This is a genomic window from Streptomyces sp. NPDC002671 (assembly GCF_053592475.1).
Genome location: NZ_JBSFVU010000050.1, coordinates 1 through 20,660 on the forward strand (window position 1 = coordinate 1; position 20,660 = coordinate 20,660).

13 protein-coding genes and 3 pseudogenes are annotated in these 20,660 nt (G+C 70.0%); 12 read left to right on the plus strand and 4 right to left on the minus strand.

Annotated elements, in window-relative coordinates:
• Window positions 1-432 precede the first annotated feature (432 nt).
• On the minus strand, window positions 433-1,020 hold the full coding sequence (locus ACWD35_RS39745) for a TetR/AcrR family transcriptional regulator (RefSeq protein ID WP_451356232.1): 588 nt from the start codon (window positions 1,018-1,020) through the stop codon (window positions 433-435).
• A 133-nt stretch (window positions 1,021-1,153) separates the two neighbouring features.
• On the opposite strand from ACWD35_RS39745, the gene ACWD35_RS39750 reads away from it, so the two are divergent.
• Window positions 1,154-1,801 (plus strand): peroxiredoxin-like family protein, encoded by a 648-nt coding sequence (locus ACWD35_RS39750; protein WP_451356233.1) that lies wholly within the window; start codon window positions 1,154-1,156, stop codon window positions 1,799-1,801.
• Between the two features lie 38 nt (window positions 1,802-1,839).
• On the opposite strand, the pseudogene ACWD35_RS39755 reads toward ACWD35_RS39750, so the two are convergent.
• Window positions 1,840-2,815: pseudogene (locus ACWD35_RS39755) on the minus strand (IS5 family transposase).
• A gap of 74 nt (window positions 2,816-2,889) precedes the next feature.
• Window positions 2,890-3,414: pseudogene (locus tag ACWD35_RS39760) on the minus strand (transposase family protein); the annotation flags it as partial.
• Between the two features lie 908 nt (window positions 3,415-4,322).
• On the opposite strand from ACWD35_RS39760, the gene ACWD35_RS39765 reads away from it, so the two are divergent.
• The 9 genes and pseudogenes from ACWD35_RS39765 to ACWD35_RS39805 all read left to right on the plus strand — a co-directional run bounded on the left by ACWD35_RS39765 (window position 4,323) and on the right by ACWD35_RS39805 (window position 16,233).
• Window positions 4,323-5,666: a CHAT domain-containing protein gene (locus ACWD35_RS39765; RefSeq protein ID WP_451356234.1), complete on the plus strand. Its 1,344-nt coding sequence runs from the start codon at window positions 4,323-4,325 to the stop codon at window positions 5,664-5,666.
• Window positions 5,667-5,716: 50 nt separating this feature from the next.
• The gene (locus ACWD35_RS39770) at window positions 5,717-6,097 is read left to right on the plus strand and encodes a hypothetical protein (protein WP_451356235.1); all 381 of its coding nucleotides are present in this window, start codon (window positions 5,717-5,719) and stop codon (window positions 6,095-6,097) included.
• Complete coding sequence (locus tag ACWD35_RS39775; protein WP_451356236.1) at window positions 6,094-6,741, plus strand: hypothetical protein; 648 nt, start codon at window positions 6,094-6,096, stop codon at window positions 6,739-6,741. Before ACWD35_RS39770 ends, ACWD35_RS39775 begins: the two co-directional genes overlap by 4 nt.
• 277 nt (window positions 6,742-7,018) lie before the next feature.
• Window positions 7,019-12,001, plus strand: a complete 4,983-nt coding sequence (locus ACWD35_RS39780; protein ID WP_451356237.1) for a hypothetical protein — start codon at window positions 7,019-7,021, stop codon at window positions 11,999-12,001.
• Between the two features lie 221 nt (window positions 12,002-12,222).
• Window positions 12,223-12,358, plus strand: a pseudogene (locus ACWD35_RS39785) (IS5/IS1182 family transposase); the annotation flags it as partial.
• 121 nt (window positions 12,359-12,479) lie between these two features.
• Window positions 12,480-12,665: a hypothetical protein gene (locus ACWD35_RS39790; RefSeq protein ID WP_451356238.1), complete on the plus strand. Its 186-nt coding sequence runs from the start codon at window positions 12,480-12,482 to the stop codon at window positions 12,663-12,665.
• Between the two features lie 133 nt (window positions 12,666-12,798).
• On the plus strand, window positions 12,799-14,043 hold the full coding sequence (locus tag ACWD35_RS39795; RefSeq protein ID WP_451356239.1) for an IS256 family transposase: 1,245 nt from the start codon (window positions 12,799-12,801) through the stop codon (window positions 14,041-14,043).
• Window positions 14,044-14,062: 19 nt separating this feature from the next.
• Window positions 14,063-15,013, plus strand: a complete 951-nt coding sequence (locus ACWD35_RS39800; RefSeq protein WP_451356240.1) for an integrase core domain-containing protein — start codon at window positions 14,063-14,065, stop codon at window positions 15,011-15,013.
• A gap of 782 nt (window positions 15,014-15,795) precedes the next feature.
• Window positions 15,796-16,233, plus strand: a complete 438-nt coding sequence (locus ACWD35_RS39805) for a hypothetical protein (RefSeq protein WP_451356241.1) — start codon at window positions 15,796-15,798, stop codon at window positions 16,231-16,233.
• Window positions 16,234-16,488: 255 nt separating this feature from the next.
• On the opposite strand, the gene ACWD35_RS39810 is transcribed toward ACWD35_RS39805, so the two are convergent.
• Window positions 16,489-18,123, minus strand: coding sequence for a phospholipase D-like domain-containing protein (locus tag ACWD35_RS39810; protein ID WP_451356242.1), 1,635 nt, complete (start codon window positions 18,121-18,123; stop codon window positions 16,489-16,491).
• 779 nt (window positions 18,124-18,902) lie between these two features.
• Between ACWD35_RS39810 and ACWD35_RS39815 the strand changes: the two genes are divergently transcribed.
• Window positions 18,903-19,988: an S-(hydroxymethyl)mycothiol dehydrogenase gene (locus ACWD35_RS39815; RefSeq protein WP_451356243.1), complete on the plus strand. Its 1,086-nt coding sequence runs from the start codon at window positions 18,903-18,905 to the stop codon at window positions 19,986-19,988.
• A 17-nt stretch (window positions 19,989-20,005) separates the two neighbouring features.
• On the plus strand, window positions 20,006-20,638 hold the full coding sequence (locus ACWD35_RS39820; RefSeq protein ID WP_451356250.1) for an MBL fold metallo-hydrolase: 633 nt from the start codon (window positions 20,006-20,008) through the stop codon (window positions 20,636-20,638).
• Window positions 20,639-20,660: the final 22 nt, after the last annotated feature.

Below are 20,660 nucleotides of genomic sequence, written 5' to 3' on the forward strand. Positions count from 1 at the left end.
CATCAGCCACGAATAACGCCAACTTCACCCGAGCCCGGTCCACTTCATGTGCATCCACAACCCCCAACATGCCCACAAACAGGACCTACACACACACCTAACGGAGCCCTACTAGGGCATGTATTTGGTTGTGATCAATGCGTGTGTCGGGCGAGGTCCTTGATCTAGATCTTCGCGCCGCGAAGGTGGAGGCCGGCGAGGTAGCTTCCGGGTGTCTTGTCATATCGGGAGTGGCGATACCTCGCCAGGCCTTCAGCTTGTTGATCAGGCGCTCGACGGTGTTCCACTCTGATCGAGCGGCCGACCCCCTGAGCGGAGCCCGGTCTGCGCCCGGCACTTCCGTGTGGCCCGGCAGCGGGGCTGCACCGGGTGGCAGCAACTCCACGATGCCGAGGAGCGGGATGAGGCGTGATCCGGCGGTGGTACCGCGCGTCAGGCCCCGAACAGGGCGAGGGTGTCGGTGACGGTCCGCAGAAGGCTGTCCGCGTCGGCGCCGTTGCGGGAGCGGAGGTTGACGCCGTAGGCGAGCAGGGCCAGGGTTTCAGCGGCGGCGCCGGTGGCCAGGTGCGGGGACAACTGGCCGTCGCGGCGGGCGACGTCGATGGCGGTGTGCAGCGCGTCGCGGAGTTGGCGGTGGTGGTCGTCGAGCAGCGCCCGAACCTCCGGGTCGTGGTGTTCGGTGCCCAGATGGGCGTTGACGACCATGCAGCCCCAGCCCGCGTGCTCGCCCGAGCATCGGACCGCGATCAGCCCTGCGAAGAAGTCCCGCACGGCGGGCAGGCCCCGGCCGTCGTCGGCGAGTTGACGGAAGGCCGGCTGCGCGCGGTGTCGCAGGTAGCGGCGCAACGCGGCGTGGTAGAGCTGCCGCTTGCCGCCGAAGGTGGCGTAGAGGCTGGAGCGGTTCAGCCCGGTCGCGGCGACGACGTCCTGGATCGACGCCTCGGCCGCGCCGTGCTGCCAGAACAGCCGCTCGGCGCGCTCCAGCGCCAGCTCCGGGTCGAAGTGCTTGATGTCGGGCATGGCGGACCGCTCCCGGGTACTTGAAATGATTGTTCCAAGATAGTCCTTGACGGCAGAACTGACAGGCCATCATCCTGGAACGACTGGTTCAAGTTTAGCGACCCAGATCCCACCCCGAGAAAGGGCGACCCCTGTGAGCCTTCACGACCAGCTGCGCGCCGTGCACGAGAACCGGACTCAGTCGATCCCGGCGGAGGCCATCGAGGTCATGGACCGCAACGGGCGCGAGCTCGCCGCCTCCGGCCTCGCGGAGCGCGCGCTCGGCGTGGGCGCCCCGGCTCCGCGGTTCACGCTGCCCGCGGCCACCGGGCAGCGCGTCGCGCTGGACGGGCTGCTGGCCGACGGGCCGGTCGTGCTGACCTTCTACCGTGGCGCCTGGTGCCCCTTCTGCAACCTCGCGCTGCGCGCCCTCCAGGAGCAGCACGACGCGATCACCGCCCGTGGCGCCCGCCTGGTGGCCGTCTCGCCACAGATCCCCGACGAGTCCCTGACCCTGGCCGAGAAGGAGCGGCTGGCCTTCGACGTGCTCAGCGACATCGGCTCCGAGGTCGCAGCGCGGTTCGGCATCGCCTTCGACCTCTCCGACGAACTGGGCACCCTCTACGACCAGTTGGGCTTCGACCTGAAGCGCGTCAACGCCGGCCACTCCCGCACGCTGCCGCTGCCCGCGACCTTCGTCATCGACCGCACCGGCACCATCCGCTGGGCCTTCGTCCAGACCGACTACACCCTGCGCGCCGAGCCCGCTGACATCCTGGCCGCCCTGGACGCGCTCGACTGAGGGGCGAGGCCGCGGCCAGGGCGCGTATTTGGCCGTGATCAAGCGGTGGTTTTGGTGAGGTCTTTGATCCAGATCATTGCGCCGCGGAGGTGGAGGCCGGCGAGGTAGCTTTCCGGGGTCTTGTCATGTCGGGTGGCGATGCCTCGCCAGGCCTTCAGCTTGTTGATCAGGCGCTCGACGGTGTTCCGGTCCTTGTAGAGCTCGGCGTCGTGGCTGACGGGCCGGCCGCCCTTGCTGCCCTTCTTCTTGCGATTGGCACTCTGGTCCTTCTTCTCCGGGATGACGGCCTTGATGTGGCGTTTGCGCAGGTGGTTGCGGTTGCCGCGGGACGAGTAGGCCTTGTCTCCGGCCACGGCGTCGGGCCGGGTTCGGGAACGACCGATGAGCCCGCGGACCCGGACCTTCTTCAGCACGGGGATGAACTGCGGGCTGTCGGCGGCCTGCCCCTCGGTCAGGACGAACGCCAGCGGGCGGCACTTGCGCTCGCCGGCGATGTGGACCTTGCTGGTCTGCCCGCCTCTGGAGCGTCCGAGCAGGGCGGCCTTCAGGCGGAGCTTGCATCGGCGTCGGATGCGCCGCCGCTCTTCCCGCTCCGGGTCGCCCGGGTCGCCCTGCCCGTCTTGTTCCGGCGGGCCTCCCCCTTTTGCCAGGCCTTCTCCGCCTCCTCGGCGGCTTTCTCCAAGGCAGCCAAAGCGTCGGGGGCCAAGTGCATCCCGGCGGCATCATGATGGGCTCGGACAGTGGTGGAATCCACGCTGACCAGGGACAAGTCCACCTCGACCCGCTTGGCGGCTTCCGCGATCACGCCCTCCAGCAGGGCCTCGAAGACGCCGGCGTCCCTCCACCGTCGGAAGCGGTTGTGGACAGTCGACCAGGCACCGAACCGGTCTTGAAGCGCCAGATCACGCCCTCGAACTGCTGGCGCAGCCGTTCGGGGTACGAGCCGTACTCGCCAATCGGCAGGTACGGCTCGATGAACTCCCACTCCGCATCTGATAGTTGCACTCGCGTCACGGAACACGGTCTACCGGGTCAGGCCGCGCCGCGAGGCAACTTCCCAGAGTGATCACAACCGAATACGCGCCCTAGTAGGCGCGGTCGGCGAGGATCGGGACGCCCTGGCGTTCGAAGATCCGGATGATGCGGTGGGTGCGGGCTGCGGTCAGGTCGTGGGTGCGGCCCGGCAGCGCGGGCGAGATCCACAGGACCTCACCGGTGGGGTCGGTGACGACCTGGACGTTCACTCCGTGCCGGCGGTGCTTGGCCGAGTAGTCGGCTCGGCTGTCGCCAACACGGTCGCATTCGGCGAGGGTCCCGTCCAGCAGGACGAATTCCGGATCGCGCTCGCGGAGCGTCTCGCGCAGGCCAGGGGCCCGTTCGGCGAGCAGGCCGGTCACGGCGGTGACGTACGCGTGGGCAGTACCGACGGATGTCCCGAAGCCGGACGTGATCCGGGTGAGGGTGTCGTGGCGGCGTAGGTACACCAGAGCGACGAGCGCCCGCTGGTGCGGCGGGAGTTTGCACCGTCGGTCACCCTCGCGGTTGACGATGAGCATCGTGACCCACTCGACGAGGGCGTGGGGCAGGTCGAGTGCGGCAGGATAGGGAACCAACGAGGCACCTGTGCCGCTGGGTTGAGACTTCGAACACCTCCCCCAACGGCACGGGGGCTTTGTGCGTTGCGGCCCTCACCTCGACCTCACCGGCGTCACCCGATCAGTGGCCACGCTGAAAACGCTCACTGAGTACCGGCAACTGGTGCTGCCGCAGCTCGTGAACACTTCGAACGCTGCGGCCCCGGGGACCGCCTCCCGAAGTGGTGAACAGCTGTTCTTCTCGCGTACAGAGCCATGTGCATGGTTGAATTGCACCCGTTACCTGTGGGTGCGGGAGCGGCAGGCCGACGGCCACCTACGACGGCAAGATCCGGGCGCCGGATTTTCGGGCATTCACCTGGGGGCGTGCTGTGGGCAGCGGCCCCTCCCGGCCCCACGCTGTCGGTTCGCGGCTGTTTCGGTGCCCTGCACCGGCGGCCAGGGCTGTCTGTGCGCCGACGTGACGGACCCGGGGGGACGGAAGGTGCGCCGGGCGCGTCCGGGAGCACTGGGCGTGGACTGTCAGTGGGGTCGGCTACCTTCGAAGTGTCCTGCGTGGACGGTGCGTCCCCGTCCGGTCTGAGTCACCCAGGCCGGGTGGAACGGCGTGCTCTTCGGCAGTGCCTGGGCGAAGGTGGGCCTGCATCGCCTCCGCCGTCACTGCTCCGGCTCGGCGGCCGTCGGGTGAACGACGTGGCCGAGCCGCTCATCGTCGCAGTCTGTCCGAACCGGGCCGTACAGGGCGTCTCTTGTGATGACATGACCTGAGTACGTATGGAAAATCGGGGGAGAGCCATGACGTGGCACGGCGGAGCATGCCTCTGCGCGCGGCCGCCCGGTGACGGCCGGGCACCAACCGGCCGTCGGCGGCGGTGAGAGGGCCGCAGGCGGTGCCGGGCAGTCGCGGGAGTGGGGGAGGGGACGGCGTGACGGATATCGAGGCGAGTCCGGACGGGCCGGTGGACCGGCGTATGGCTCTGGCCCGCGAGTGGGATGACCTGGTCGACCGGGTACGGGGACTCGGGGGGTTCGAGGACTTCCTACGGCCGCCGCGCCTCGACTCGCTGTTGCCTGCCGCGAGCGGCGGCCCGGTTGTCGTCGTCAACGTGAGCCGATGGCGGTGTGACGCGTTGATCGTGACCGAGGAGGGCGTGCGCAACCGCGCGCTGCCCGATCTGACGCTGGACCGGGCGACCGAGTGGGCCAACACCTATCTGGAGACCCTCCATGCCGCCGAACAGGCCGAGTCCGAGCACCAGTTGGCGCACGACACGGTGAGGGCCGACCCCAAACCCTCCGCGATCCGCGCCCAACAGCGCGCCGCCGGTGCCCTGATGACGGCGGCGCATCGTACGGACGAGATGCTCGGAACGCTCCAGCGCCGGCTCTGGGACAGCGTCGCCGCGCCGGTTCTCGACGAACTGGGTCTCCACCGGGCGCCTGCCTCGGCCGACGGGCCCTGGACCCGGCTGTGGTGGTGTCCCACGGGGCCCCTCACCCTGCTCCCCCTCCATACGGCCGGGTACTACGACGCCGCCCTCGACGAGACGGAACCCCGTACGGTCCTCGATCGCGTCGTCTCCTCATACACGCCCACCCTGCGCGTGCTCACGGAGGCGCGCGCCGGACGAGGCACGGGCGGTCACGCCGGTACGGACGACGCGGGCGCGCCGGAGGAGGAACGCATGCTCGTCGTCTCCGTGGGCGACGCGCCGGGCCAGCCGTGGTTGCGCAACGCCGGAGCCGAACGCGACACGCTCACGGAGCTCTTCCCCGCCGGGCGCCACACGCTCCTGGAGGGGCCCGGAGCCACCCGAGGAGCCGTCGAGGCGGAACTCGCGAGGCACCGCTGGGTGCACTTCAGCTGCCACGGCGACCAGGACCTGGCCGAACCGTCCCGCGGAGGCCTGCTGCTGCACGACGGGGTGCTCACCGTCGCCGACCTCGCGGCGCGACAGTTCCGCGGGGACTTCGCCGGCCTGTCCGCCTGCAAGACCGCCGTCGGCGGAGTGAACCTGCTGGACGAGGCCATCACACTGGCGTCCGCGCTGCACTACACCGGCTACCGGCACGTGGTCGCGGCCCTGTGGTCCGTGGACGACAGGACAGCGGCACGCGTCTTCGACGCGGTGTACCGGTACATGACCGTCGACGGACACCTGCGGCCCGAGGCCGCCGCACTCGCGCTCCACCGGGCCGTACGGGCCCTGCGACGGGAAATGCCCGATCAGCCCCGACTCTGGACTCCCTTCACCCACATCGGGCCGTAGGGCGCCGCACACACGGATCACCGTCCTGCCGAACACGGGAGAAACGCCGCATGTCCCCTGCACTGCCAGAGTCGCGGCCCGGCACGGCCTCGGTCGCACACGAGACCGGGGTGGGTCCGGAGCCCTACGAGGAGATCACCCACCCGTCGTTCGCCGAACAGGCGGCCTCCTTCCAGGCCGTTCCCACCCGGGGCGGGGTGGTCCTGAACGGGCCGTGCCCGCGCTGCGGCGATCCGATGGACTTCCTCCACGTCGACAGTGTCGTCCGCTCCTGGCTGCGCCGGCGGCCCCATCCGGCGCCGCCGGCAGCAACTGCGGAGACCGTGGTGCCCATGATCTGCACATGCGCCGTACCCCACCCCGGGCGGCCGGACGACCTGGACGGCTGCGGCGCCTACTGGAACGTCATCCTGCGGGACGAGCGGCCATGACACTCCGGGTGACCCCGGGCCCGTCGGCCGACCGCGCCCACCAGGTGTCCGCCCGGCACGACCATCAACTGGTCAAGGACTCCTTGCCGCGCGTGCGGGCGGCAGCGCTCGCCTGGCGGAACGGCGTCGGAGCCCTGCTGGCGGGTCTGATCGGCTTCGGACTGCTGAAGGGGCGCACGGACGTCGGCCAGTTGGCCTCACCGTACGACGCGGTCGTCGGCCTCCTGCTCCTGGCCGCCCTCCTGGCGGGCACGACGGCGGCCGTGCTGTTGCTGCGTGCCGCGCACGGCCGTCCGGCCGCGACCGCGATCAAGGAGTACCGGGCTCACGGCGGGGGATCGGCGCTGGGAGCCGACCATGCGGAGGCGCTGTGCGCCGCCAGCGCCTTGTCCAGGGGCGTCGTGCTGGCGCTCTCCTGCACCGCGCTGCTGGTCGCGGCCGTGGGCACGACCTGGTACGGGCCCGCCGCGAAGGAGCCCTCCGTGGAGATCCTCACCCCCGCGGGCGCCCGCTGCGGTGAGGTGATCCGGACGGCCTCGGGTCTGCTGACCCTGAGGACCGACAGCGGCGAGGTCACGCTCGACCTGAGCCGTTCGACCGGCATCCGTGTCGTCGACTCCTGTACTCCCGAGGCGTCGCCGTGAAGCGGCGTGCGCGTAAGCGTGTTTCGGCCCCGACAGACCCGACCGCCCGGCCCGGGTGCGCCGGGCGGAGCGGCATGCCGCTGGCCACGGCCGAGGCGCGGGGCCCGCTTCAGCTGATGACGCCTCAATCCGGTGCCTGCTCCGCTACCTTGTGTCCTGAAAGCCCCGAATCGATCAGCTTCTTCGGCCCGGGGCGGGGGCAGTACGCGTTGCGGATCCGCGAGCCGCAGGGGGACGGGCTCGGCGCACGCGTGCGGGATTCGAGCGCGGGGGACGCATGAGCGATGAGGCCGAGGTATTGCTGTCGGCAGTGCGGGCACGGGTCGACCGCTGGATTCACGGCGCGGACCCGGCCGGAGTGCTCGACGACCGGGCTCCGGAGGAGTTCGAACGACTGCTGAACATCGTGCGGGAGACCTGGCCCGTGGACCCGCCGCCCCGGTTCACGGCGGTGTTCGCCGAGTTCTTCCGGTGCCGCTATTCGGCCCGTCCCGAGGAGTACACCGACGACCTCGTCGTCAGCGGGACCCTGTTCGCCCTGGTCTACGGAGTCGAACCCGGCAGAGTGCCGGAGCAGTTGCGCCCTCTCGTCGCCGCGAGCCTGATCACCAGTTCCGACCCCGACCTCTGGGGCGTACTGGTCGCGCGGGCGGAACTCGGGCTCCCGGTCCCGCCCGCTGTGGTGGACAGGCAGCCGACGTTCTCCGACGGACGGGATCGGCCGAGCTTTCTGAGCGGGTGCGCGGACGCCGTGGCCACGCTGTACGCGGAAACGGGTGTCCGGTCCGATCTCGACGACTCGATCCGGCTCTGCGAGGCCGCCGTCGACCTCGCCGGCCCCGATCACCGCCACCGGGCGGCCCTGCTGCAGAACCTCGCGGTCGGCCTGCGGGACCGCGCGCTCCTCGCCGGGTCCCCCGAGGACCTGGACCGTGCGGTCGACGTGGGGCGGGAAGCGGTCACCGCGTCCGCTCGTCCCGAGGCCCGGGGCCACCGGGCGACGGTCCTCAGGAACCACGGCATCACCTTGCAGCACCGTTACGACAGAACCAGTCGGCTCGACGACCTGCAGCACGCCATCAGCGCCTTCGAGGAGGTCATCGGACTGTCGGCGGACGGCCCGAACCGGGCGAAGACCCGTTCGTTGCTGTCGAGCGGGTTACTGCGACGCTTCGAGCACCTCGGGAACACCGATGACCTGGACCGGGGCATCCTGCAGGGACGCCAGGCGCTGGACGGTCTGGCCGCGGACGATGGCGGGCGGCCCGCCGTGCAGGGCAATCTCGGAGTCCTCCTGCGGACCCGCAACGAACGGGTCGGAGCACCGGACGATCTCCACGAGGCGATGGAACTGCTCCGCGGCGCGGTCGAGTCCATGGACGCGAACCACCCCGATCGCTCCACCACACTGGCCAATCTGGGCAACGCCCACCTCGATCGCTCCGTGCTCCGGTCCTCGGCACGGGACCTCGACGACGGCATCGCGCTGCTGCGCCAAGCCGCCGAAGTGGCGGCGCCGACGAGTCGGGACCGGTACCGCAGCCTCGGTCAGCTGGGCAGCGCGCTGTACCGGCGCTTCCTGCGGGTGCGGGAAGTCCGTGACATCGATGAAGCGGTCGAGGTCCTGCAGACGGCTGCCGAGACCTTGCCGGACACGTACATCGAGCGGCGGCCGACCCTCAACGCGCTTGGAGTGGCGCTGCTGGCCCGCTTCGGTGTGACGGACGATCCCGAGGATGTGGAGCGGGCCCACCGGACCCTCGCCGAGTGTCTTCGCCTCAGCCCGGTCGGAAGTCCCGACCACTCCGGAGCGTTGTCCAACCTCGCCTCGACGCTGTATTTCCGGGCACGCCGCGGCGACCGCGCCGAGGACCTCACCGCGGCGATCGATGCCATCCGGTCGGCGGTGGACACCACGGCCCCCGACCATCCCGAGCGGTCCGGCATGCTCACCAAGCTGAGCATTCTGCTCCGCTCCAGATCCCGCTTGGAAGACCGCCCCGGCGATCTCGACCTGGCCGTCGACGCGGCCCGGGCCTCACTGCAGGCGCCGGTCTCCAGCCGGCCCGACCGTGCCCACGAATCCCTGGCGGTCGCCCACGCCCTCATCGACCGGCTCGCCGTGAACGCCTCCGTCACGGACGCCTCCGCCGCGGTCGCGTTGCTGCGGAAGGTGGCACGCAGCGCGACGGCCGACGTGTACGCCAGGCTGGAAGCCGCCCGGACCGCCGGTAACCTCACCGCCCGAGTCGGCGGGCGACCGGGCGCGGCGGTGGACGACTACGACGTGGTGGAACTGCTCCCCCTGCTCGCGTGGCATGGGCTGGAGCGGACATCGCGGGAACGCCTGCTGACCGAGTGGCCGGGGCTGGTGCGCGACGCCGCCGCGGCCGCCGTCGACGCTCTCCGGCTCCCGCGCGCCGTGGAACAACTCGAGCAGGGGCGGGCGGTGATGTGGAGTCAACTTCTCGCCGTGCGCGGTGATCTCACGAGACTGTCGGCCGAGCATCCGGATCTCGCCGAGCGTCTGACCGACATCCGCAACGAACTCGACAAGGCCTCTCCGGCGCTTCCCGAGGAGGCACCGGCCGTTCCGGTCCCGCGGTCGAGCCCTCACCGCCCGGAGGCACCACGGCTCCCTCGCGTTCCCGGGGGCGCCGTAGGGTCCGTCGAGCGGGAGCTCGTCGCCTCGGACCCTAGGCCGGACGAGCCGGGGAACGAGGAGCTGTCCGCCCTTACCGCGGAGGTCGACCGGCGGGTGCGCGCCTATCGTGCACTGCGCGATCCGGAGCTCGTCCTGCACGACCAAGCGTCCGAGGAGGCCCGGAGAATCGGTGAACTCGCCGACGCGGCGGGCCGGGACCGGGTGGAGGCCGCGGCGGCGATGCACGCGGTCGCCTGGCTGCGCTGGTGCCGGGGCCGGGAACTGCCGGGGGAGCAGGGCGCTCGGGAGTCGCTGGCGGCGTTCGAGTCCTTCGGGCGGATCTGGGGAATTTCCCTGGACTTGGTCGCGCCGGGTCTGGTGCCCCCGGAACTCGCCGCTCGCACGGCGGAAATCCGTCCGGAGACGGACTCCGTGCGGCTGGAGGACGGTCCCTTGGTCCTGGGCATCTCCGGGACGGCGCTGCTCTCGGGTGATCGTGCGGGCCTGGCGAAGGCGGCCGCCGATCTGGGACGCCTGGCCGGACACCTCGCGGAGGACGACCCGTTCCGTCCGTTGTGTTCGGCCCACGCCGCCACCGTGTATGTGTCCAGGTTCCGGGTGTCCGGGGACGAAGCGGATCGCCGGGAGGCCGTCCTGTGCGCTCGCGACGTGGTCGCCCGCGGGCAGGCGCCCGTCCTCCGGCTGATCGGCCTGTCCGTGCTGGGCGAGGCCCTGCTGCTCGGCTTCGCGTCCGCCGGCGTGACCCCCGGCGATGCCGGTGATCCCGGCGACCTCGACGAGGCCGTGGGCTTGCTGCGTGAAGCCGTCGACCTTGCCCGTGAGGTCGAGACCGAGGCAGAGACCGAGGTCGATCAGGGCGACGAGGGAGCGTTGCCCGAGACGACTGCGGACCGCGTTCGCCGACTGAACTCGCTCGTGCAACTGGCGAACGCCCTGCTCGCCCGATACCGGGTACGGGCGGACGGGTCCGACCTCGACGAGGCGGTCCGCGAGTGCCTGACCGCGTTCGGTCTCCTCCCGCCCGAGCACCGTGCCCATCCGGGAGCCCGCGAGGTCTTCGCCGCGGTGCTCGAAGAGGTCAACAAGGACTCGGACGACCCGGCGCGTCTGGAGCAGTCGCTCCTGCTGTGCCGGGCGTTGTTCGCCATGACGGGCATGCCCATGCCGTCCGAGACGGGGACGCCGGACGCGGCCGCGAAGATACCGGAGAACGCGGAGGCCGGTCGTCCGAGCGTTGCCGGGAGCAAGCGGTTCTCCGTCCCGCCGCGAGCCGACGGCCCGGCCGCCGACACTCACGCGACCGACGTGACCTTCGGATCCGCGACGGTCGCGGCCACCGTGGTCGACGACACCGATCACGAGCGCTGGCTGGCCACCGTACGGCGGATCTGCCGGAGTGGTGGGGTGGTGCTGGTACCGGAACATCCCTCTCCGCGGAGGGAACGCGCGGGGGAGCGACCGGATCTCTTCGACCTCGAAGGCATGGTGGAGCGCGTCGGCGACTGTGCGGCGGTGCCGCTCGAAGTCTTCGACGAGAGCGTCACCGCCGACTTCGACGCCCTGCCCGGCGAGCTGCGGGAACTGTTCCCACCGCTCCTGGACGTTCAGGCTTTCCCGTGCCTGCTCGCCGGTGCGACCACCCTCCGCAACCTGCTGTCGGACAACGGCATCTCCCTGCCCGATGGCCTCGTGTCGCGGTCCCGGCCCGTGCGCACCGACTTCCGGGAGTGGGCGCACCTGTGGGCGCCGGGGGACGACGATGAATCGCCCGCACACATCGAGGAACGCCTGCTCAGGGGTGACGGGCGGAGCGTTCTCGCCTACAGCGTGGCTCAGTTGCTCGCGACCGGCCACCGAAACGGTGCCCTGCACGGCGACGCGCGCTGGGAGAGCTTCGCCTGGTCACCCGAGCGGGGGTGCGCCGTCATCCTCGCGCACGACGCCCGCTATCTCGACCGGCCGCCGACACCGGCCCAATGCGCCACGGACGTGATGCCCTTGCTGCCGTCCCTCTCACGCCCGACCTGGCGCGCCTTCCGGCTCGGATACCTCCGTGGCCGGCCCGACGGGCCCGACGGAAGGAACATGATCGACCTCATCGAGTTCGGTGACACCACCGGCTGGATGCAGGCGATGGCCCGGAACGACATGGTCGAGGCCGTGGACCTGCTCGGAGAGGCGCTCGACCGGTGTGGGCCCGCCGACCAGGTGGGCCGGATGGTGATCACCGCCAACCTGGCGGAGGCCTTGAGCCGTAGCGGTCGGCACGAACAGGCGTGCGCCGCCGCCGAGGCCGCCTGGTCGGCCGGCCGGACCCTGGCTCCCGAGTTCACTCCGCTGCTGGCCCTGCAGGCGGGACTGGCCAGTCTCCGAGCGGGGGACCGCGACGCGGCGGCCGAGACGATGCTGGGCCTGATCATCGGTGTCAGCACACCCCTGGTGTCGGAGTACGCCATGCGGGTGGTGAACCACCTGTTCCCCGGTGACGGCGACGTCCCGGCCCTTCCGGACGAGGAACTGCCGTTCATCGCCAGAAGGGGAGACCAACTGGTGATCCTGGACAAGGCGGTGACGAGCGAGGGCTACGCGTCGTGAACGCCGCCGCACAGGCCGCATCCGCAGGCGTGCTACCGGCGCCCGTCCGTCTCGCACCGCCCGGGCTCCAGCGGCGGGCCCGGGAGGGAACAGTGAGCGTTTTCAGCGTGGCCACTGATCGGGCGACGCCGGTGAGGTCGAGGTGAGGGCCGCAACGCACAAAGCCCCCGTGCCGTTGGGGGAGGTGTTCGAAGTCTCAACCCAGCGGCACAGGAGCCTCGTTGGTTCCCTATCCTGCCGCACTCGACCTGCCACATGCCCTCGTCGAGTGGGTCACGATGCTCATCGTCAACCGCGAGGGTGACCGACGGTGCAAACTCCCGCCGCACCAGCGGGCGCTCGTCGCTCTGGTGTTGCCTTTGCCGAAAACCTCATCCGCCCAGGTGGAAGGCGGTGGGGGCCTTCGCGGATCTTCGCGGTCGACGCTCACGCCACGACGCTGGCGTCGAATCCGATCAGCACGGCAACGTGATCACCCGTGCTGTTGCGACTGGCCTACTTCGGTGTGAGCAACGCGCTCGCGCTGCTACGCCTACTGCCGATGAGCGAGCGGGACAAGGACATCGAGATTCTGGCGTTGCGCCATCAGATCGCGGTGCTGGAGCGGCAGCTGGGCAAGCGCAGGCCGCGGTTCGGTACGATCGCGTCCCGTGAAGTGGTGTAGCCGGGCAGGGTCCCGGAACGCGCGGGTGTCTGCCCGGGGCGTGCATCCGATGGCGGTGCATGCTCCCTGAACAAGGGCAGGCCATCGCGCAAGTCTCCCTGGTGAACGGCCAGTTCAACCGGAGGAGCACGCGATGGCCTTGTCCCAGTCTGAGCTGATGCGGCTGCTTGAGTCACTACGTCGGGCCGACGGAGTTGAAGCAATCAGGGTGGTGTGCGAGCGCATCCTGCAGGCACTGATCGAGGCCGAGGCCACCGAGGTGATCGGTGCCGCGCCGCGCGAGCACTCCGAGACGCGCACGACCTGGCGCAATGGACACCGGGAGAGGCTGCTGACCACGCAGGCCGGTGACCTGGACCTGAAGATCCCGAAGGTGCGGAGCGGGTCATTCTTCCCGTCGTTGCTGGAACGCCGGCGGCGGATCGACCGGGCGTTGTTCGCCGTGGTGATGGAGGCATACGTGCACGGTGTCTCGACCCGCTCGGTCGACGACCTGGTCAAAGCACTCGGTGCGGACAGCGGGATCTCCAAGTCCGAGGTGTCCCGCATCTGCGGTGAGCTGGACGAAGAACTGACCGCGTTCAAGGAGCGGCCGCTGGACCACACCGTCTTCCCTTACGTCTTCCTGGACGCCACCTACTGCAAGGCCCGGCTCAACCACCGGATCGTCTCCCAGGCCGTGGTCATCGCCACCGGGATCTCCGCCACCGGGCACCGCGAGATCCTCGGGCTGATGGTCGGCGACAGTGAGTCGAAGCCGTTTTGGACGAAGTTCCTGCGCTCGCTGCGGGCCCGCGGTCTGGAGAACGTCCAGCTGGTCATCTCCGACAGCCACATCGGTCTGGTGGCCGCGATCCGCACCGTCTTCCTCGGCGCGGCCTGGCAAAGGTGCCGGGTTCACTTCGTCCGGGACGTGTTTTCGGTGATCGAGAGGGGCTCCGGGGAGATGGTCGCCGCCACCATCCGCACCATCTTCGCGCAGACCACCGGCGAGCAGGTGCGCATCCAGCTGAACGTGGTCGCCGACATGCTCGGACGGCAGTTCCCGCAGGTCAAGACGATGCTGCTGGATGCGGCGACGGACATCACCGCGTTCGCCGACTTCCCGCCGGCGCACTGGAAGAAGATCTGGTCGACCAACCCGCTGGAGCGGCTGAACCGGGAGATCAAACGGCGGGCCGACGTCGTCCAGGTCTTCCCCAACCCCGCCGCCCTGGACCGGCTCGCCGCCGCGGTGCTGGCCGAACTCCACGACGAGTGGCAGGTCTTCGACCGCCGCTACCTCTCCGAAGCCTCCATGGCCGAGCTCTTCACCACCAAGCCAACCGAACCCGAACCGCAGATCACCCCACAACCGGAACCGAAACAGCTGCCGTGAATACACCACCCCGCGGGACATGACCTTCGGTACGGTCGACCGGGCGTTCTTGGCGGCGCTGCTGCACTGGCTGCCGAGGGATGTACTGCGCCGGGTGCGGCTGCTGGTGCGCCCGGAGACGGTGCTGCGGTGGCACCGCGACCTGGTCGCATGCCGTCATGCCGCCAGGTCTCGGCCCAGGCGCCCGGGCCGGCCGCGGACCGTGCACTCCGTACGCGCCCTGGTGCTGCGCCTCGCGCGCGAGAATTCCAGCTGGGGCTACAGGCGAATACACGGCGAGTTGCTCGTCCTGGGCATCAGGGTCGCCGCTTCCACGGTCTGGGAGGTCTTGAAGGAGGCCGGAATCGATCCAGCGCCCGAACGTGGCTCCAGTACGTGGGCCGACTTCCTGCGCTCCCAGGCCGACGCCTTGCTGGCCTGCGACTTCTTCGATGCAGTCACCCTGACCGGTGCGCGGCTGCATGTGCTGGCGGTCATCGAGCACGCCAGTCGGCGGATACGCGTCCTCGGTGCCACCGCGCACCCGACCGCGACCTGGGTGGCCCGGGCCGCGAAGAACCTCGTCATGGATTTCGAGGACGCGGGCTGCCGGTCCCGGTTCCTGATCCGGGACCGGGACGGAAAGTTCCCTGCGCTGTTCGACGAGGTCCTGAAGGACGCGGGCATCGACGTGGTGCTCAGCGGAGTCCGCATGCCGAGGATGAACTCGACCATGGAGAGGTGGGTGCAGACCTGTCGGCGGGAACTCCTGGACCGCACGCTGATATGGAACCAACACCACCTGCTCCACGCCCTGCGCGAGTTCGGGCACTTCTACAATTCGCACCGAGCGCACCAGGGCATCGCCAACGCCCGCCCGCTCCACCCGCTGCCCATGCCGATCACCGACCCGGCTCGCATCGTGGGCCTCGACGCACGAAGACACGACCGGCTCGGCGGTGTCCTCCACGAGTACCGCCATGGCGCTTGACCTGCGCGTATGGAATTTCCGGCAAGGGCAAGGGCCGGCCCGGACAGCGCGGGAGCTGTCTGTGGCCCATGGCCGGGCCCGGTCCCCGGCCGGCCGATGCCGTGCCGCCTTCGCACCCCCGAGACGGGAGTCGGTGCAGCGGATGACGATGTCCGCTGTCATCCGTGTGCCGATATCCGTCGCCCAGGTGTCGAGATGCGTGAAGGACTCCAGGGCGTGGGCAGCACACCGTGCGGTGTGTCCGAGCGCCTGGGAAGAGGTGCTGCGGTGACGGACGACGGCCGCGGTGGGCCAGGGCGGTGTTCTCGCCTGCGCCGGGGCGGGGCGGCAGCGCCCTGGCTGCTGGAACTGGACAGGCGCGGTGAGCTGACGTCCGCTCATGTACGGCTGACAGCGCCGTCGCTGAGCCGGCCGGGGCGTACGGCGTGGCGGTGGCCAGCCGCCGCCCGGACCGACAGCCGGCCCGCTCGTCGGCAGGGGGCGCGGTTCACGGTCACCGCGAAGGTCCGGCGTCTGCTGGCCCGGTGCGAGGCAAACGCCTTCCGCGTACACGCCGAACTCACCGGGCGCGCCGTAAGAACCCGACCATGCATAGCGCGGCCCACAGGGCCGCCGCTCGTCCACGCGCTAGCGAAGCGGTGGCCGAAGCGCCGTCGCCTTCGGCACCCCCGTCCGGTTCGGCTCCGTCGCCGCCCGGCGGCATTCCGCCCCGTCCGTCCACGACTGAACATCCGCCGAACCGTAACCGGACACATCCTCCTGCTCAACCGAAGGAGTCAGTCATGAACACGACCACTATCCTCCGCTGCCCCCACCAGGCCCAGGCCGTGCACGGCTTGCTGTCCCCCGACCGGGACTACACCCTCGCCCCGGCGACCGCCCCTGACGGCGAGTTCGACGGCTACACCCTCCGCCTGGAGGGGAAGCTGGCGGCAGGACAGGCCGTAACCCTCACCTTCACGGCGTTCCGCCACGCCAGCCCCGTCACCGACCTGCAGCCGTACCTCGCCGCCTACGGTCACCTGTTCGCACTCCGCACCGACGACCAGGACTACCTGCGGGTCCATCCGAACGGCGGGCCCGGCGACGGAACGACCCGCCCCGGCCCCGAGATCACCTTCCACGCGACCGCGACCGCGCCCGGGCCCTGCCGGCTGTACCTGGACGTCAGGCACAACGGCAGAGTCCACACCGCCGAGTTCACCGCGATCGCCGCTTGACGAGCGTTTTGCCCGGAGGTGTTTGGTTCGAAGCTTATGACTTGGGTGATCTTCCCCGGTTTCGGACGGGGCCAGCGTGCCTCGGCGCGGGACTGGGCCGTGAGCCGGGAGTATGCCTCCCGCTCCAGACTCAGCTTTCTGGGCCCTTGAAGGGTCCGGTCCCGCCGGAACTCGAAGTCCATCACCACCCCTGAACCGGGGCGTTGCAACAACCACTAGAACCCAAGGCTTAGCGAGGCCCCTGCCGGTTGGGGGTCAGCTCGCGCAGACGTCGCGCTCGTAGTCGTACGTGGCGGTGGCCCGGGAGTACCGCCACTGCGGGGCGAGCAGGTCGGTGCCGAGCTGGGCGGCGGCCTGCGGGCTCTCGACGACGTAGCCGAAGTCCTGCAGCCAGGCCGGGTACAGGTTCTTCGACCCGATGTAGAAGGCGGAGTCGTCCACCGAGACCAGCTTGTGGTGCTGGGCGTACGGGTGGCCGTCGGCCCAGGTGGGGGCGTCCGAGCTGCGGAACGTGGCCAGTTGGAGGTTGCCGCACATCGCGGTGCGCGCAGCGGCCTCGTCACCGGTGATCAGCGCGAGGCGGCTGCGCAGGGTGTCGCTGATCTCGGAGAGAGACTTGATCTGCGAGTAGCCGCCGCTGCCCACGGCGCCGCGGTTGGCCGGGTCGCTGACGACGATGCGGACCTTGACGCCCGCTGCCAGTTTGGCGGCCAGGGTGTCGTACAGGCGGATGTCGTAGCGCGGCAGCGGCGGGCAGGTGGCGTTCAGGTCCTGCTGGGAGATCTCGACGTGCCGGGTGGCGCTCGCGACGAGGGCGCGCAGGGCGCTCTCCTCCGGGTTGACCGTGTCGTAGTCGCGGTCGGCGTTGGTGTTGTCGTGCAGGCCGAGCGTGCACTTGGTGTCGGAGGCGGCGGGCAGGACCGGGTCGAAGCGCGAGGTGGGGTCAGAGCTCTTGATGCCCACGCCCAGGCCGCCCACCGCGATGACCGGGACGTCGCCGGCGGCCGGCGCGGCGGCGGCGCCGTTCAGGGTCGGCAGGCAGCCGGCGCCGTTGGAGGAGGCGAACCAGACGTTCAGCGGATTGTTTTTGTTCTGGCAGGTCCAGGTCCACAGGGTGTCGAGGTAGCGGCTCGCGGACCCGGCGGCCGGGCCGGTCAGGGCGAGGTCGACGTCGGTCACCGGGTGGGCGGTGTCGAGGTAGTCGTCCTTCCAGTTGTTGATGCCGCCGGTGATCGCGGAGCGGCCGTCGACGACGAGCAGCTTGGAGTGGTTCCAGGAGAGGGCTGTCTTCGAAGTGGTCATGGAGGCCACGTTGAGCGTGACGTTCGCGGCCGCCGGGCCGAGCTTGGAGACCAGGTCGTCGCGGTAATTCGCCGGGATCACGTTCGCGTGGTAGAGCGGCGCCGCGCCCACGAGGATGCGCACGGTCAGCCTGTTGCCCTTGGCCGCCGAGGCCTTCAGCCCGGCCACGATCGCGTCCTGGAACCCGCCGTTGGGGAACGGCGCGAGGCTCGATATGTCGACGGTACGGGTGGCCTGCGCGATGTTCTCCGTCATCTTGGCCAGCAGCTGGCGGGTGCCCGGCCGGTCGGCGCAGGAGGCGTCGCCCCAGCAGCCGGGGGTCTGCAGCAGCCAGTCGGCTCCGTCGGGGGCGGTGGAGTCGAGCCGGTTGCCCGCGGTGCGCTCCCAGATCTGCCCTTCGAGGCCAGGGGAGACCTGGCGCAGGACCTGCTCGACGGCGTCGAGGTGCGGGGTCGCGGACCCGGCGCTCCCCGGGTCGGCGGCGGTGGCGGCGGGCGCAGGAAGCGCGAGCGCGGCCGCCAGGGTCAGGGCGGAGACGGAGGCGCGGGCCAGACGGGAGGTGGTGCGATGGAGCCGGAGGGCAACCAATAGAGCGTCCTTGCATGAGGGGGCGGGGCCGGTGCGACCGGCCGCAAGATCAACTCCAGGAAGTTACCACTAAGTAGGGGTCGCATTGACACTTCTCGGCCACTCCCTCGCCATGTTCTCTTCACCCAGTCATCGATCTTTTTCGAGGGTTGGATTGAAGGAATGAATCAGTGCTTCAACCCTTCCGTGCCCTACGGCAGAACCCCAGCTGTCCAGGCCCGTCTCGACGCCCGACAAGCTGAAAGCATGGCGGGGCATCGCAACTCGATACGACAAGACGCCCGAGAGCTACCTCGCCGGCCTCCATCTACGAGCCTCGATGATCTGGATCAGCGACCTCCTGAAGGCAACTGGCTGATCACAACATCACACAGGCCCTAGCCGACTTGATCAGCGTCATCGGCCGGGGCAGAACCGCTGGGGCCGAATCGGCCTTCGCCGTGGCTGCTTCGAAGGGTTCTGTTGCGGCACTTGGCCGTATGGCGGTCGCTGAGGGCACGCCGCCGGAGGGCGAGGAGATCCGCCGTGCCCCGACCGGCGACTCCGGCATGGGCGTGATCCGCCACCTGGACGTGAGCTCCGGCCGCGCGAACAGGTCGCGATCATGCGGGGCGCACGGGTGCCGATGAGGGGCAGGGTCGCCCCTGTCCAATCGGCGTTCGGTGTGTTCGGATCCTTGACCCCTGCTCGGCCCTCCATAATGCTGTGTTGCGACACGTGAGATGCGTGCCGTAATAAGCAACATTTGAATCAGGTCTCGTACCAGCTGAGGAGTGGCCATGACTCACCAGGTCCGTGCTGTCGTCGCGCGGGGGAAGGGCGCCCCCGTCAGCCTGGAAACGATCATCGTGCCCGACCCCGGCCCGGGCGAGGCGCTGGTGAAGATCGAGGCCTGCGGGGTCTGTCACACCGATCTGCACTATCGCGAGGGTGGCATCAACGACGACTTCCCGTTCCTGCTGGGCCACGAGGCCGCGGGTGTCGTGGAGTCGGTGGGGGAGGGCGTCACCGACGTCGCTCCGGGTGACTTCGTCATCCTCAACTGGCGTGCCGTGTGCGGGCAGTGCCGGGCCTGTCTGCGTGGACGGCCGCAGTACTGCTTCAACACCCACAACGCGAAGCAGAAGATGACCTTGACCGATGGCACCGAGCTGTCCCCGGCCCTGGGTATCGGCGCGTTCGCGGAAAAGACGCTGGTGGCGGTGGGGCAGTGCACCAAGGTCGACCGGGCGGCATCGGCCGCCGCCGCCGGACTGCTGGGCTGCGGAGTGATGGCGGGCATCGGCGCGGCCATCAACACCGGCAACGTCGGACGCGGTGACAGCGTGGCGGTCATCGGCTGCGGTGGTGTGGGGGACGCGGCGATCGCCGGCGCCCGGCTCGCCGGGGCGGCCATCGTCATCGCGGTCGACATCGATGACCGGAAACTCGAGACTGCGAAGAAGATCGGCGCGACCCACACCGTCAACTCCAGGCAGGGCGATCCGGTGGAGGCCATCCGCGAGCTGACTGGCGGCTTCGGCGCGGACGTCGTCATCGAGGCGGTCGGCCGCCCGGAGACGTACAAGCAGGCCTTCTACGCCCGCGACCTGGCCGGCACTGTCGTCCTCGTCGGCGTACCGACCCCGGAGATGAAGCTCGAACTGCCGCTGCTGGACGTCTTCGGCCGGGGCGGCGCGCTGAAGTCCTCCTGGTACGGCGACTGCCTGCCCTCCCGTGACTTCCCGATGCTCATCGATCTCTACCTGCAGGGCCGACTGGATCTGGACGCCTTCGTCACGGAGACCATCACACTGGACGAGGTCGAGAAGGCCTTCGAGCGGATGCACGGCGGCGACGTACTGCGCTCGGTGGTGGTCTTCTGATGGCCGGCATGGCCGGCATGGCGGGTGCGCGCATCGAACACCTCGTCACCTCGGGGACGTTCTCCCTGGACGGTGGCACCTGGGACGTCGACAACAATGTCTGGATCATCGGTGACGACACCGAGGCCGTCGTCATCGACGCTGCGCACGACGCCGAGGCGATTGCCGAAGCCCTCGGCGGACGCACGCTGCGGGCCATCGTGTGCACTCACGCCCACAACGACCACATCGACGCAGCCCCCGAACTCGCCGACCGTACCGGTGCTCCGACCCTGCTCCACGGCGACGACCTGCCGCTGTGGAAGCAGACCCACCCGGAGCGGTCACCCGACGGCGAACTGGCCGACGGGCAGGTCGTCACGGTGGCGGGTGTCGAGCTGACCGTGCTGCACACTCCCGGCCACGCCCCCGGCGCGGTGTGCCTGTACGCGCCGGGCCTGAAGGCACTCTTCAGCGGTGACACGCTCTTCGCGGGCGGACCGGGGGCGACGGGAAGGTCGTACAGTCATTTCGGCACGATCGTCGACTCGATCCGGGACCGGCTGCTGACCCTGCCGGGCGACACGGTCGTGCACACCGGTCACGGGGAGACGACCACCATCGCCGCCGAGGCCCCGCATCTTCAGAAATGGATCGACCGCGGATTCTGACCGCTGCCGACCGCGCGGCGGC